Origin of the sequence: Archangium sp. Cb G35, from assembly GCF_001896145.1 — a bacterium.
Classification (GTDB): domain Bacteria; phylum Myxococcota; class Myxococcia; order Myxococcales; family Myxococcaceae; genus Archangium; species Archangium violaceum.
Map to the genome: position 1 here is coordinate 146,474 of NZ_MPOI01000010.1, position 14,750 is coordinate 161,223.

At 69.0% G+C, this 14,750-nt stretch carries 11 protein-coding genes and 1 tRNA gene; 6 read left to right on the forward strand and 6 right to left on the reverse strand.

The features are described from left to right. Positions 1-12: 12 nt before the first annotated feature. The 3 genes from BO221_RS29130 to BO221_RS29140 all read right to left on the reverse strand — a co-directional run bounded on the left by BO221_RS29130 (position 13) and on the right by BO221_RS29140 (position 5,958). Positions 13-3,591, reverse strand: coding sequence for a valine--tRNA ligase (locus tag BO221_RS29130; protein ID WP_073563915.1), 3,579 nt, complete (start codon positions 3,589-3,591; stop codon positions 13-15). Positions 3,592-3,681: 90 nt separating this feature from the next. Beyond that, complete coding sequence (locus tag BO221_RS29135; protein ID WP_073563917.1) at positions 3,682-5,022, reverse strand: PleD family two-component system response regulator; 1,341 nt, start codon at positions 5,020-5,022, stop codon at positions 3,682-3,684. A gap of 123 nt (positions 5,023-5,145) precedes the next feature. Further along, on the reverse strand, positions 5,146-5,958 hold the full coding sequence (locus BO221_RS29140) for a chemotaxis protein CheW (protein WP_073563919.1): 813 nt from the start codon (positions 5,956-5,958) through the stop codon (positions 5,146-5,148). 49 nt (positions 5,959-6,007) lie between these two features. Between BO221_RS29140 and BO221_RS29145 the strand changes: the two genes are divergently transcribed. Continuing rightward, positions 6,008-7,384 (forward strand): diguanylate cyclase, encoded by a 1,377-nt coding sequence (locus BO221_RS29145; protein WP_073563921.1) that lies wholly within the window; start codon positions 6,008-6,010, stop codon positions 7,382-7,384. 7 nt (positions 7,385-7,391) lie between these two features. Here the strand turns inward: BO221_RS29145 and BO221_RS29150 are convergent, their stop codons facing one another. Beyond that, positions 7,392-7,787: a demethoxyubiquinone hydroxylase family protein gene (locus BO221_RS29150; RefSeq protein ID WP_073563923.1), complete on the reverse strand. Its 396-nt coding sequence runs from the start codon at positions 7,785-7,787 to the stop codon at positions 7,392-7,394. 160 nt (positions 7,788-7,947) lie between these two features. On the opposite strand from BO221_RS29150, the gene sinK reads away from it, so the two are divergent. Further along, a complete protein-coding gene (gene sinK / locus BO221_RS29155) occupies positions 7,948-9,504 on the forward strand; it encodes a hybrid histidine protein kinase/response regulator SinK (RefSeq protein ID WP_073563925.1) in 1,557 nt (518 codons plus the stop codon). Positions 9,505-9,577: 73 nt separating this feature from the next. Here sinK and groL read toward each other — a convergent pair whose 3' ends face one another. Both groL and BO221_RS29165 read right to left on the reverse strand, forming a co-directional pair. Further along, positions 9,578-11,218, reverse strand: coding sequence for a chaperonin GroEL (gene groL, locus BO221_RS29160; protein ID WP_073563928.1), 1,641 nt, complete (start codon positions 11,216-11,218; stop codon positions 9,578-9,580). A 156-nt stretch (positions 11,219-11,374) separates the two neighbouring features. After that, on the reverse strand, positions 11,375-11,731 hold the full coding sequence (locus tag BO221_RS29165) for a response regulator (protein ID WP_073563930.1): 357 nt from the start codon (positions 11,729-11,731) through the stop codon (positions 11,375-11,377). A gap of 90 nt (positions 11,732-11,821) precedes the next feature. Here BO221_RS29165 and BO221_RS29170 point away from each other — a divergent pair, with 90 nt between their 5' ends. The 4 genes from BO221_RS29170 to BO221_RS29180 all read left to right on the forward strand — a co-directional run bounded on the left by BO221_RS29170 (position 11,822) and on the right by BO221_RS29180 (position 14,329). After that, the gene (locus BO221_RS29170) at positions 11,822-12,898 is read left to right on the forward strand and encodes a metallopeptidase family protein (RefSeq protein WP_073564383.1); all 1,077 of its coding nucleotides are present in this window, start codon (positions 11,822-11,824) and stop codon (positions 12,896-12,898) included. A 46-nt stretch (positions 12,899-12,944) separates the two neighbouring features. Next, positions 12,945-13,040: transfer RNA gene (locus BO221_RS55000), tRNA-Sec, on the forward strand. Between the two features lie 210 nt (positions 13,041-13,250). After that, a complete protein-coding gene (locus BO221_RS29175) occupies positions 13,251-13,979 on the forward strand; it encodes a hypothetical protein (protein ID WP_083681492.1) in 729 nt (242 codons plus the stop codon). After that, complete coding sequence (locus tag BO221_RS29180) at positions 13,979-14,329, forward strand: DUF2019 domain-containing protein (RefSeq protein ID WP_073563932.1); 351 nt, start codon at positions 13,979-13,981, stop codon at positions 14,327-14,329. The genes BO221_RS29175 and BO221_RS29180 overlap by 1 nt, the downstream gene beginning before the upstream one ends. Positions 14,330-14,750: the final 421 nt, after the last annotated feature.

Sequence of the window (14,750 nt, forward strand, 5' to 3'; positions counted from 1 at the left end):
CTCCGATCGAGGTCAGCGCCGGGCCTTGGCCGGAGCCTTCTTGGCCGCTGCCTTCTTGGCCGGAGCCTTCTTGGCCGGAGCCTTCTTGGCCGGAGCCTTCTTCGCCGCTGCCTTCTTCACGGGAGCTGCCTTCTTGGCCGGAGCCTTCTTCGCCGCTGCCTTCTTCACGGGAGCCGCCTTCTTGGCTGGAGCCTTCTTCGCCGCTGCCTTCTTCACGGGAGCTGCCTTCTTGGCTGGAGCCTTCTTCGCCGCTGCCTTCTTCACGGGAGCCGCCTTCTTGGCAGGAGCCTTCTTGGCCGCCGCCTTCTTCACGGGGGCCGCCTTCTTGGCCGCCGCCTTCTGTGCCGGCTTCGGAGCCGGAGCCGGCTTCGGGGCCGGAGTCGGCTTGGGGGTCGGAGTCGGAGTCGGCTTCGGAGCCGGAGTCGGCTTCGGGGCCGGAGTCGGCTTCGGGACCGGAGCCGCCTTCTTGGCGGGGGCCTTCTTCTGCGCCGAAGCCCTGACGGGCGAAGCCTCGGACGCGGCCTGGGCCTTCACCGCGCCCTGGGTGGTATCGCCCTTGCGCTCGGCCCTGGCCGGAGCCTCCCCGGCTTCGGCATCGCCGATCGCATGGCCGTCCCCGTCGTCCTCGTCGAACTCCTCGTCGATGGACTCGAACTCCTCGTCATCCTCGTCCTCGACGGTCGTCGTCTCGACGGCACCCGCTTCGGTCTCCACGGCCTCGGCCTCGACAGCACCCGCCTCGGCCTTGACGACCTCACCCTCGGCGTCCGCCTTGCTGGCGCTGGACTCGGGAGCCGGCGTCTCCGTCTCGGCAGGCGTGCTGGTATCGGGCTCGAGCCGCTTCAAGCTGTCCTGCAGCTTGGAGATGCGCGCCGTGAGCTCCTCGACGCGGGCCTTGTCCTTCTCCACCACGTCCGGAGGCGCCTTGGCGACGAAGTTGGGGTTGTCCAGCTTGCGCTGGATGCCGCCCAACTCCTGCTCGGAGCGGGAGATCTCCTTGGTCAGGCGCTCGCGCTCGGCATCCACGTCGATGAGGCCGGCGAGCGGGACGAAGACCTCCATCTGCGGGCCCACGAAGGCCGCGGACTGAGCGGGCTTGGGCCCGGGAGCGGTGATGCGCAGCTCGCCCAGGCCGGCCAGGGGCATCAGGTAGCCACGCCACCGCTCGAGCAGCTCGCGGGTGCGCGCATCCGCGCTCTGCACGTACGCGGTGATGCGGGCCGAGGGAGGCAGGTTGCTCTCGCCGCGGATGTTGCGCAGGCCCTCGATGGCGGCGATGACCGGTCCCATCTCCGCCTCGGCGGCGGCGTCCTCGAGCGACGCATCCGGCTCGGGGTACGAGGCGATCATGATGGAGTCGGCCGGCCGCGTCATGGGCAGCTTCTGCCAGATCTCCTCCGTGATGAAGGGCATGAACGGGTGGAGCAACCGCAGGATGCGGTCCAGGCAGTAGACGAGCACCGCGCGGGTGGTGTCCTTGGCCTTGGGGTCCTCCCCGTAGAGCGAGCCCTTGGACAGCTCGATGTACCAGTCGCAGAACTCGGACCAGAGGAACTGGTAGAGGGTGGAGGCGGCCTCGCCGAACGCGTAGGCATCCAGCGACGTCCGGGTCACCGCGATGGCGCGCTGCAGCCGGGAGAGGATCCACCGGTCCGCGAGGGTGAGCTCGCGCTCGGTGATGGGCCGGTTGTCGAGCGTGAAGTCGCCCAGGTTCATCAGGGCGAAGCGGCTGGCGTTCCACAGCTTGTTGGCGAAGGCCTTGTAGCCAGCCACGCGATCCAGCGAGAGCTTGATGTCGCGGCCCTGCTGGGTGAGCGAGGCCAGGGTGAAGCGCAGCGCGTCCGCGCCGTGGGCGGGCATGCCCTGGGGGAACTTGTTGCGCAGGTTCTTGTTGAGCTGCTCGGCCGGAGCGCCCAGGACGATGTCGAGGGGATCGATCACGTTCCCCTTCGTCTTGGACATCTTCTCGCCCTTCTCGTCGCGCACCATCGCGTGCAGGTACACGGTGCGGAAGGGCACGTCCTTCATGAAGTGCAGGCCGAACATCATCATCCGGGCGACCCAGAAGAAGAGGATGTCGTGGCCCGTCTCCATGACGGAGTTGGGGTAGTAGGCCTTCACCTCGGGAGTCTGCTCGGGCCAGCCCAGGGTGCTGAAGGGCCACAGGCCCGAGGAGAACCACGTGTCGAGCACGTCCGGATCCTGCTCCAGGTGCGAGCCGCCGCACTTGGGGCACTTCTCCGGTGCCGCGCGCGAGACGATGGGCTCGGCGCGCGAGTAGTCGATGCCGCCCGTGGCCTCCAGGCGCGGGCTGCAGCCGGCGCAGTACCAGGCCGGAATCTGGTGGCCCCACCACAGCTGGCGGCTGATGGTCCAGTCGTGGATGTTGCGCATCCAGTGGAAGTACGTGTTCGTCCACGTCTCCGGGATGATCTTCGTGCGGCCCTGCTCCACCGCCTCGATGGCGGGCTTCGCGAGCGGCTCGATCTTCACGAACCACTGCGGAGACAGGCGCGGCTCCACCACGGTGGCGCAGCGCTGGCAGCCGCCGACGGACAGCTTGTGCGGCTCCTCCTTCTCCAGCAGGCCCTGGGCGGTGAGGTCCTCGAGGATCTTCTTGCGCGCGGCGAAGCGCTCCATGCCCGCGTACGGGCCGCCCTCCTTGTTGATGCGCGCGGCCTCGTCCAGGACGTTGAGCATGGGCAGGTGGTGCCGCAGGCCCGTCTGGTAGTCGTTGAAGTCATGGGCGGGCGTCACCTTCACCACGCCAGTGCCGAAGGCCGGGTCCACCAGCTCGGCGTCGGCGATGATGGGGATTTCGCGGCCGGTGAGCGGCAGCACCACGAACTGGCCGGCGAGCCCCTTGTAGCGCTCGTCATCCGGGTGGATGGCCACGGCGGTGTCGCCGAGCATCGTCTCCGGGCGGGTGGTGGCGACGGTGAGCTTCCGGTCGCTGTCCTTCACCGGGTACTGGATGTGCCAGAGCGAGCCCTGCTTCTCCTCGTGCTCGACCTCCAGGTCGCTGAGCGCGGTGTGGCACGAGGGGCACCAGTTGATGAGCTTCTGGGCGCGGTAGATGAGGCCCTCTTCGTGCAGGCGGACGAAGACCTCGCGCACCGCGGCCGAGACACCCGGATCCATGGTGAAGCGCTCGCGGCTCCAGTCCAGGCTGGCGCCGAGCACCTTGTGCTGCTCACGGATGCGGTTGCCGTACTTGTTCTTCCACTCCCAGACGCGCTCGAGGAACTGCTCGCGGCCCAGGTCGTGGCGGGACTTCTTCTCCTTCTCCTTCAGCTCGCGCTCCACCACCATCTGCGTGGCGATGCCGGCATGGTCCGTGCCCGGCACCCAGAGGGTGTTGAAGCCGCTCATGCGCTTCCACCGGATGAGGATGTCCTGGATGGTGGCGGTGAGCGCGTGGCCCAGGTGGAGGCTGCCCGTCACGTTGGGCGGAGGCAGCACGATGCAGAAGGGAGGCTTGCCGGAGGTGGCCTCGGCGCGGAAGTAGTTCCGCTCCATCCAGTGGGCGTACCAGCGAGCCTCGACCTCCTTCGGGTCATAGGCCTTGGGGAGTTCGGTCGTATCGCTCATGGGAAACGAGAACCGGCCCACGCGGGCCGGTGGAAGGACCGGCCCGACGAGGGCCGGTCGGGGTGGAAAAGCAGTGATGAAGAGTCGAGCTCAGTGCTTCGTCTCGCGGTCCTTGATCAACCGCTCCAGCTCCTCGCGGATGATCGTCTCGGCCAGCTGGGGAACGACCTCCCAGGCGATCTTCTCGATGACCTCGCGGGAGGCCCTGGAGAGCGCCTCGCGCAGCTGCGCCTCGCCTCCATCGGAGGAGGGAGCGTGCCGGGCCTCCGCGACGGGCGCCGGCGTGTGAGCCGGTGCCGGAGCGATGGGCTCGGGCTCATCGAGCGAGAGTTCCTCCAGACCACTGGCCTCGGCCGGTTCCTCGGGAGCGGGCTGCGGCGCCGGAGCACCGAGACCGAACGGATCCTTGCCGCGGCCGGAGGCGGGAGGCGTCGGCGTGGGCAGCGCCCCGGCACCCGGAGGACGAGGCAGACCGCCCGTCGGCATGCCAGCGATGGGAGAGGCCCCAGGCCCCGGCATCCCCGGACGCGCCATGCCCGGCGCACCCGGCCCCGGCGGAATGCCCGGTCCCGGCGGACGAGCCATACCCGGAGCACCCGGCCCCGGCGGCATACCCCCCGGCCCCGGCGGACGCGCCATGCCCGGCGCACCCGGCCCCGGCGGCATCCCCCCCGGTCCCGGCGGACGCGCCATGCCCGGCGCACCCGGCCCCGGCGGCATCCCCCCCGGTCCCGGCGGACGCGCCATGCCCGGCGCACCCGGCCCCGGCGGCATACCCCCCGGCCCCGGCGGACGCGCCATGCCCGGAGCACCCGGCCCCGGCGGCATGCCCGGCCCCGGCATTCCCGGACGAGCACCCGGCGGCGGCATGCCCGGCCCCGGCGGACGCGCCATGCCCGGCGCACCTGGACCCGGGGGAACACCCGGCCCCGGCATGCCCGGCCCCGGCGGACGCGGCCCACCAGGACCCGGAGGACCGGCGGGACGCTGCGGCTGCGCGACGGCGGCGGGGCCACCAGAAGAGATGACCTGGGTGGCGGCGGAGGCGGGCATGGTGTTGGACTTCTGACCCACCAGCGTCTTCACCTTGTCCAGGAGCACCTGGCTCTCGAAGGGCTTGGTGATGTGGTCGTCCGCCCTGGCCGCACGCGCACGGGCCTCGTCAAAGGCCTCGAAGGTACCAGCCAGCAACAGCACGGGGATGCTCTGCGTGGCCGGATCGTTCTTGAGTGCCTCGCAGACTTCGTAGCCGTTCTTGCCCGGCATCATCACATCCGCGAGCACCACGTCCGGCCGCAGCTCGCGCGACCGGGTGATGGCGTCCAGCCCGTTGTCGACCGCGGTGACCTGAAAGTCCTCGGTCGCGAAGATCATCCCGATCACCTTGCGGATGGTGAGCGAGTCATCGGCGACCAGCAGATTCTTGGGCATCGGTTCGGGCCTCGGGGGTCCAAACCCCCTGGAATTCGGTGAGAAATCGGGACTCTGGGTCCCACTGTCAAGCCGGGCAGCTTACGGTTCGGCACCCGGGCCTTCAAGAAAACAAGCGGCTGCTCAAGAAAACATGCGCCGCAGGTCCAGAAAGAGCACGGGTCCGGGGACTCCTGGCGCGGTGAACTCCCCCGGCTCCTCAGCGGGCTCGAAGCGGGGGTGGACGCCCAGCACGCGCGAAGCGCACAGGCCCAGGCTCCGGCCCTCCACCTCGGCGAGCACCAGGAAGTCCTCCGCCCGGGAGGCGCCCCCCAGCAGCGCCGGAGCCGAGTACAGCGGCCAGAGGGCCTGTCCATGGGGCATGACGCCCGCGACCGCCCCACTCTTCCCGGGCAGCGCGCTGAAGGCGGGCCCGCGCATCACCACCTGCGACACCCAGGACAGTGGGAGACCGAACAATCGCCCCTGCGACTCGAAGACGAGCGAGCGTTCAGGCGTCAACCCGGTGAGCCGCACGGGGAGCTGGGGAGGGGGGCGCACGGTACCGGGCTCGTGGGGGAGCGCCTCGGCGTTGATCTCCAGGTAGAGCCGCTCCTTGTGGAGCACGGCGCTGCGGCTGAGCGCGGCCAGCGTGTCCCCCAGCCCGGTGGGCAGGAGGAAGTGGGGAGCCGGGGCCACGTCCGTCACCTCGACGATCGAGCGGACACGGACGGCCAGGGTGGGGCTGACGTCGAACACCACCACCATGCCCGGGGTCTGCTCCGGTTCACCACCGAGCAGCACGGAGAGATCCTTCACCTCGAGCACGCCGCGCAGGCTGGTCTCATCGGGTCCCGGCACGGCGACTTCCATGACGGAGGTGGCCTCGACGGAGAATCGGGTATCGCCCGCTTCCATCAGGAGACAGAGCCGGCGTCCGCTTTCGTAGGGAGGCACGGAGGCAGGCTAGCAGCCCCCGAGCCGGGGTGGTAAGCCCTTCGGAGAGATGGCGCGCCTCCTCCTCGTCGATGACGAAAAAATCGCCCGGGCCCTGTACGGGGACTACCTGCGTGGGGTGGGCCACGAAGTCACCGCCGTGGCCAGCGTCCAGGAGGTCAAGGAGGCACTGGCCCAGGCTCCCTATGACGTGGTGGTGACGGATCTCATCCTCCCCACCGGGGACGGGATGGAGGTGCTGCGCCACACCAAGGAGCACTACCCGGGCATCGAGGTGGTGGTCATCACCGGCCTGGACAAGGTGGACCCGGCGGTGCGCGCCATCAAGAGCGGGGCCTCGGAGTACCTCGTCAAGCCGGTGGCGCCGGAGGTGCTCCAGCACGCCGTGAACCGGGCGCTCGCCACGCGTGAATTGCTGACGGAGAACGCCGCGCTGCGCCGGTACGTCTCCCTGTTGGAAACGGGACAGCGCATCTCCACCACGCTCGACCGGGTCCGGCTGTCGGAGACGGCCTGCGCCTCCTTCCTCTCCATGGGCTCGGCTGGCGCCGCCATGCTGTTCCAGTGCGATGGCAGCGGCCGGACCCGGCTGCTGGGCACCCAGGGGCTGAGCAGTCAGACGCAGGAGGCCACCCTCATCGCTTCCGTGGTTCCGCGCCTGGGCACCTCCCGGGAGGTGCGGGTGCTGGAGGGGCTGCCGGGCCTCTGGCCGCGCGCCCTCGCCGTCCCCGCCATCGAGGGAGAGGATCTGCTCGGCTACGCCGTCCTCCTCTACCCCGGCTCTCCGCCCGAGGGCATCGCCGAGGCCACGGGATTCCTCGCCCGCTGTCTGGCGCTCGCGCTGCGCAACCTGGGCCGCATCGCCGAGGTGGAGGATCTGGCCTACCTGGACGACCTCACCCACCTCTTCAATACCCGCTACCTGCACCTGGTGCTGGACCGGGAGGTGAAGAACGCCCAGCAGACCCATGGCGTCTTCAGCCTGCTCTTCCTGGACCTGGACTACTTCAAGAGCGTCAACGACACCCACGGGCACCTGGTGGGCTCGCAACTGCTGGTGGAGATGGCGCGGGTGCTCAAGGGGTGCGTGCGCGACCGCGACGTGGCGGTGCGCTACGGCGGAGACGAGTACGTGGTGTTGCTGCGGGGCACCGACTCGGGCGGGGCGCTGAAGGTGGCCGAGCGCATCCGGCGCACCGTGGAGAACCACCGCTTCCTGGCGCGCGAGGGCCACTCGCTGGCGCTCTCCACCTGCATCGGCATGGCCAGCTTCCCCGAGCACGCGCAGGACAAGGCCACGCTGTTGGACCTGGCGGACCGGGCCATGTACCGGGGCAAGAAGGGCAGCCGCAACGTCGTCTACATGGCCACCCGGGACCTGGAGGCCACGCCCCCGGCGCGCCACAGCCAGCCCACCGGGAGCTGAGCCGGACTCAGCGCCGCAGCGAGCCCACCGTGAGCCGCTTGTCCATGCCGGGCTCGGCCGCGGCGGAGCCACCGCCTCCCCCCTCGCCCGCTGCCTCCACCGCCTCGTGCGAGGCCCCGGAGACGATGAGCTGGTACTTCTCCGACATCACCTTGATGTGCTCGGCCTGGGCGGGGTCCAGGCGGGCGATCAGCTCCCAGAAGAGCGCGGCGTGCTCGCGCTCCTCGTCCATGACGTGACGGAGGATGGCCTTGGCGTCCTCGTTGTCCGTGGCATCGATGTGAGCGGCGTAGAGGTTGATGGCGTCCAGCTCCGCTTCCATGTCCAACCGGATGGCGCGGGCCAGCTCCGAGTCCGTCAACTTCCTGGGCACCATCGCGTGGAACGGATTGGTCTGCGGCATGAGGGACTCCCCGAGGACGTACGGCCAGTATGAGCGAACGGCCAGTATGAGCGGAAGAAGCTGTAGGCGCCGGAAGCATCCGTGCGCCAGGGCCGCTGGTCAACGGAATCCGGCGCCTCGCGTTGCGGCAAGGCGGGTGGCTCGGCCATGCTGATGAACCATGGACATCCCGGTCCCGCTCGCGCACCTGATGCAGGCCCTGGAAGCGGGCGATCTGCCGGCGGCGAAGGCCGCCGCGGCGGAACTGCAACGCACCAGCGCGGGCTCCACCCGTCTCGCCGCCGAAGTGCTCCATGAGTTGCGCCAACCCCTGTTGGGGGTGAAGGCCTATACCCAGATGCTGTCCGAGGAGATCGGCACGCGCGGCCCCCTGCGGCAGATGCTGGCCCAGGTGGAGCGGATGGAGCAGATCATCTCCGACTTCACCCGGCTGGCCAGCGAGCGCCCCGCGCCGCAGCAGGCCGTGTCGCTGGTGACGCACGTGCAGGCGGCGGCGCGCGCCTTCGGCCTCAACCCGGACTCCGCCCGCGTCACGCTCCAGGTGGAGGCGCCCGAGGAGCTGACGGTCCAGGGCAATGGCCGGCTGCTGGAGCAGCTCACCCTCAACCTGCTCAACAACGCGCGTGACGCGGTGTCGGGACCGGGGCGCGTGAAGGTGGTGCTGGGGCGCGAGGGGACGTCGCCGGTGATGTACGTGGCGGACTGGGGCCCGGGCGTCTCCGAGGCCGTGCGCCACCACCTCTTCGAGCCCTATGTGACGGGCAACAAGCGAGGCACCGGGCTGGGGCTCGCGGTGTGCCGGCGCATCGCGCAGGAGCACCACGCGCGGCTGGAGCTCGTCCCGTCCTCGGTGCTGACGGATCAGCCTCCGCCCAACACCGTCTTCCGCGTCCTCTTCCCCGCTCCGGGCACCGTCCCGGCGTCAGCCACCTCCCCTGCTCCGGGCTCCGCTCCCGCGCAGGCCCCCGCGCGCCGCCGCCTGCTGGTGGTGGATGACGAGGAGATCATCCGCAGCGTCTTCAAGGATTTGATGGGCCGGGAGTGCGAGGTCATCGAGGCCGCCACCGCCGAGGACGCGCTCGAGCAACTGAAGCGCGGCCCGGTGGACCTGATCGTCACGGACAAGAACCTGCCGGGCCTCTCGGGCCTGGAGCTGGCGCAGCAGGCGCGCCGGATGGACCCCCACTCGCGCGTCATCCTGATGACGGGCTACCCCTCGCTGGTGACGGCGCAGCAGGCGCTGGAGCTGGGGCTGCTGGACTACCTGCTCAAACCCTTCGACGACATCCGCGAGGTGCGCACCAAGCTGCGCGAGGCCCTCACGCGGGCCGTGCCCACCCGGCGGGAATCGCCACGGGCGAGCCGCCGCGTGGACGTGCTCGAGGACAACCCGGCCTCGGCCCGGCGGATCACCGAGGCGCTCGCCCTGCTGGGACTGGAGGCGCGGGTGCTGACGGGCGCGCCAACGGAGCCCGCAGCGGAGCCCCCGGCGGCCGTGGTGGTGAGCTGGGAGCTGCCCGGCACCTACGGCCGGCAGGCGCTGGACCTGGCTCGGACGCTGGGCCAGGGGGCACCCTTCGTGGTGCTCGCCGGGTACCTCTCGCAGGAGTTGATGCTGGAAGCCCTGCGCGCCGGCGCGTCCGGGTGCCTGCCCCGGGACCTGGACGCCCGGGAGCTCGGCCACGAGCTGTCCCGCCTCCTGGGCCAGCCGCTCTGAAAAACACCGCGGCCCCGAGCACCTCCACGAAGGAGGCGCCCGGGGCCGGGGGCTCAACTCAAGTCACTGGGGCTCAGTACTCCAGGTCGTCGCCGCCGTAGTCCGGGGCGCCACCGGCCGACGCGCCCTTGCCCTTCTTCTTGGGACGATCGGCGACCATGGCCTCGGTGGTCAGCAGCAGCGAGGCGACGGAGGCCGCGTTCTGCAGCGCGGTGCGCTCCACCTTGGTCGGATCGATGACGCCGGCCTTCTCCAGGTCCTCGAACACGTCCGTGCGGGCGTTGTAGCCGAACGCGCCCTGGCCCTCGCGGACCTTGTTGATGATGACGGCGCCCTCGAGGCCCGCGTTGGAGGCGATCTTCCGCAGCGGCTCCTGCAGGGCCTTGCGGATGATGTCCACGCCGAAGTCCTGCTCACCGCCCAGCTTCATCTTGTCCAGGGCGGCCAGGGTGCGCAGGTAGGCCACGCCGCCGCCGGGGACGATGCCCTCCTCCACGGCCGCGCGGGTGGCGTGCAGCGCGTCCTCGACGCGAGCCTTCTTCTCCTTCATCTCCGTCTCGGTCGCGGCGCCCACGTGGATGACCGCCACGCCGCCAGCCAGCTTCGCCAGCCGCTCCTGCATCTTCTCGCGGTCGTAGTCGCTGGTGCTCGTCTCCATCTGGCCGCGGATCAGCTTGATGCGGCCCTCGATGGCCTCGCGCTTGCCCGCACCGTCGACGATGGTGGTGTTGTCCTTGTCGATGGTGATGCGCTTGGCGCGGCCCAGGTCGTTGAGCGTGAGGGCGTCGAACTTGTGGCCCAGCTCCTCGCTCACCACCGAGCCGCCCGTCAGCGTGGCGATGTCCTGCAGCATCTCCTTGCGGCGATCACCGAAGCCCGGCGCCTTCACCGCCGCCACGTTCAGCACGCCGCGGATCTTGTTCACCACCAGGGTGGCCAGGGCCTCGCCCTCCACGTCCTCGGCGATGATCAGCAGCGGCTTGCCCGAGCGCGCCACCTGCTCGAGCACGGGGATGAGATCCTGCATCGCCGAGACCTTCTTCTCGCTGATGAGCAGGTAGGCGTCCTCCAGCACGGCCTCCATGCGGTCCCGGTTGGTGACGAAGTACGGGGACACGTAGCCGCGGTCGAACTGCATGCCCTCGACCACGTCCAGCGTCGTCTCCAGGCCCTTGCCCTCCTCCACCGTGATGACGCCCTCCTTGCCCACCTTCTCCATGGCGTCGGCGATGATGTTGCCGATCGTCTCGTCGCCGTTGGCGGAGATGGTGCCCACCTGGGCAATGGCCTTCTTGTCGGCCGTGGGCTTGGACAGCTTCTTCAGCTCGGCGACCACCGTCTCCACGGCCTTGTCGATGCCGCGCTTGAGGTCCATCGGGCTGTGGCCGGCGGCCACCAGCTTGAGGCCCTCCTCGTAGATGGCCCGGGCCAGCACGGTGGCCGTCGTGGTGCCATCACCGGCCTTGTCCGATGTCTTCGACGCCACCTCCTTGACCATCTGGGCGCCCATGTTCTCGAACTTGTTCTCGAGATCGATCTCCTTGGCGACCGTCACACCGTCCTTGGTCACCGTGGGCGAGCCGAACGACTTCTCGATGACCACATTGCGGCCCTTGGGACCGAGCGTCACCGCCACCGCGTCCGACAGGATGCGCACGCCGCGAAGGATCGCGTCGCGGGCGGACTGGTGGAAGAAGATCTCCTTGGCTGCCATCGTAACCTCCTGAAAAAATTGAAGAATGAACTACGCGGGCCGGGGTACGGGGGTTAGCACTCGGCCCAGGCGAGCGCCAAAATAAGAGCCGGCCCCGGGTTGTCAACACGGAAGGGAGTGGCTGTGGGGGAGCGGACGGCCCGGGTGGCGGGCGGATTACTCGGCGAAGCGCACGAGGTTGAGAAGCTGATTGAAGTCCAGGGGCTTCTCCAGCGTCATGGCCACGCCCTTGCGCAGGCCCTTGTCGTGCACGTTGCCGTCGGCGTTGCCCGTCATGAGGATGACGGAGGTGCCCTGGTGGCGGGGGTCGGCCTTGAGCATCTCGGTGAACTGGATGCCATCCATGTGGGGCATCCGGTAGTCACTGATGACGAGGCCCACCTCGTGGCGCTCGAGGATGTCGAGGGCCTGCAAGGCGTCTGCCGCGGAATAGACGGTGTACCCGTGCTTCTCCAGGAACCGAGAGAGCAACGTGCACAGCTCGACGTCATCATCCACGACCAGAATGTTCACGGGCCCTTAGGAGAGAGTCGGGGGGGCGCGGAACGTAACAGCCGTGACGCACGTTGACAACGCGCGGAAGGGGTTCGTATGTGGCCGGGCATGGGGAAGCGTACGTCGAAGCAGGCGGCGCCGTCGGGCGTGGAGGTTCGGCTCGACGGGGTGGCGGCGGCATTTGAAGAGGGCGCCTTCGAGGAGGCCCTGGCCGGAGCGGAGGCGCTGCTGGCCGAGGCCCCCGGGCTGCCCGAGGCCCTGCATTGGCGGGCGGCCACCCTGGTGGAACTGGGGCGGATGGAGGAGGCCCTGGAGGCATACGGGAAAGCCCTCAAGGCGGCCCCGGATGACCTGGAGCTGCTGCTCGGGGCGGCCGAGTGCCTGGTGTGCCGGGCGGGAGATGACCGCGAGGCGGTGGAAGAAGGCCTGGAGCTGTGCGCCCGGGGCCGGAAGACGGCCCAGCGGGCGGGCGACGTGGAGCTGCTCTTCGAGTTCCTCCTGTTGGAGGGCACCGGACTGAACCAGGTGGGCGAGTGTGCGCGGGCCATGGCGAGCCTGGACGCGGCGCTGGGGCATGTGCCGAGGTCGGTGGAGGCGCAGGTGGAGCGGGCCATCGCCCTGTTCGAGCTGTGCCGGTTCCCGGAGGCCCAGGCGGCGTTCGAGGAGGTGCTGAAGGACGCGGCGGACGAGCCGTGGGCGCACCACTACCTGGGACTGCTGGCGGAGCGGCGGGGAGATGGGAAGGAGGCGCGCAAGCGGTTCGGGAAGGCGCAGGTGGTGGCGCCGCGGGAGTTCCCCCCGCCGGTGGAGCTGGGCGAGGAAGCCTTCGACAAGGCGGTGGAGGACGCGGTGAAGGCGCTGCCCGGGCACGTGAAGGAGTACCTGGACAACGTCACCATCGCGGTGGAAGAGATTCCCAAGGACGAGGACCTGCTGGGGGAGAGTCCGCCACTGTCGCCGTGCATCCTGGGCGTGTTCCGGGGCTCGCCGGTGGGTGAGCGCCACAGCATCCTGGGGAACTTCGACCCCTACCCCGCGTCGATCGTGCTGTACCAGAGGAACCTGGAGCGCTTCGCGAAGACGCGCGAGGAGCTCATCGAGCAGATCGGCATCACGGTGATGCACGAGGTCGGGCATTTGATGGGGCTGGACGAGGACGATCTGTGGCAGCGCGGGTTGGACTGAAACGCGGCGTTGACGCGGGAGGCACGGCCCGGCAGTAATCGCGAGTGGTAGGACCTCTGGACCTGGTGGCCGGCCCGGTCTTCAAAACCGGTGGGGGGCATGGAGACATGTCCCTGGGAGGTTCGATTCCTCTGTCCTACCGACCTGTTTCCCCTCTGAACATGGGCGTTTACGGAGCTGATTGCCCAGGCGGCGCGGGACACCCTCACCCTCAAGTTGTGGGACAAGAGCGGAGGTCGGCTTATCACCGTGGGCGGAGTGATAGTCCCGTGAACCCCGCTCCGGGGATTGTCGTACCCATTGGGAATTCTTCCGGACTGGATACCCATCGGGGTAGCCGGGAGGAAATCCCATGAAGCTGTGCTGCACGGCTGTGATGCTGGTTCTCCTCGTCGGTTGTGGCACCGCCTCCCGGGTCGTGCGCCTGGACACGGGCCAGACCGACACCATCGTCTTCACCCCTCGTTCCGGCGCCAGGCCGGTGACGCTCGGCAACGGCGAGTTCGAGGATGCCGTGTCGGAACTGGCTCGGGATGTTCGGCCCCTCACTCGGCCCCAGCTGGCCGCGAAGGTGCCGAAGCTGCCCGGCTCGATGCAGGCGGCCGTGCAGGCGGAGACGCAGGTGGGTATCCGTCTCGCGGCGGTGGGGCAAGTGGAGACGGTCGCCATGAGCGCCGAGTCCGTCACCATCGCCCTTGCTCCTGGTGCTGTCGCCATGACGGCTCGGGCCATGAGCGGCGCCGCTGCCAAGGCTCCTCCCAACGGCTTCAGGGCGTGGGGCTCGTACAAGAGCTTCAAGCGTGCCATGGGCTCGGCAGGCCCAGGGAAGGAGTGGCACCACATCGTCGAGCAGACGCCGGGCAACCAGAAACGGTTCGGGGCTCAGGCAGTTCAAAACACCGAGAACATCGTCCCGTTGGACAAGGGCATCCACACCCGCCTCAGCTCGCTCTACTCGTCCATTCAGCGGGATATCACCGGCTCGTCCACCCTGACCGTCCGGAAGTGGTTGAGCACGCAGTCGTACGAAGCCCAACGTGAGTTCGGGCTGATCGACAAAGTAACGAAGGGGTTTTGGTGATGAAGCTGGAGGAACTTGTCGAACAGTTCGCGCAGAACGTGGCCGCGCAGACCGACGCCATCTGGAGGGGAGATGCCAAGACCGGGAACAAGCACGCCAAGAAGTACGGCGCCGCGTTCGACAAGCTCCGGGCCCACGGTGATGCTGGACGCGACGCACTGGCCGTGCTGTTCAAGCACCCACGCCCGGACGTACGAGTCATGGCCGCCGCGCACCTGCTCCGCCATCGGACAGCCGAGGCCAAAGCGGTCTTGGAGGAGGTCGCCAAGGGCGAGGGGTTGGTCTCATTCAAAGCAGGGCAGGCGCTGAAGCGGTGGGAGGAAGGCACCTGGGCTCTTGACCCAGGGTAGCCCCCCTCATTACGGCGAGATCGGCAGGGAAGATCAGGAGGTCCGGTGTGGCGGCCACCTGCGCCTTGGGGACCGGCGGGGGCGTGAACAAGTTGTGGCAGTAGCCCGCGAAGAGGCTGCCATGTGGGGTGCCCGTGGCACGCGCGCACTGACAGCTCACCCTACCGTATAGGGTAGAACTGAGGGGAGACGCCCCAGGTGGTCCTTCAGTGGGAAGGCGAGTTCTGGTTGAAGGTGGAGCTGCGGTATGCGGCTTCGCTCCGTCTCCCCCTCAACAACAGACATCACCTGTACCGGCTTATGGAGCGTGGCTTTTCCGAGGGGGGATGGAAGCGACGAGGAAGTACTGGACATGACGGGCGAGGTCATGCCATGAATCCCACGGGAGAAGTAGGCCCCGAGAATGCCCGTGTCGAAAGAG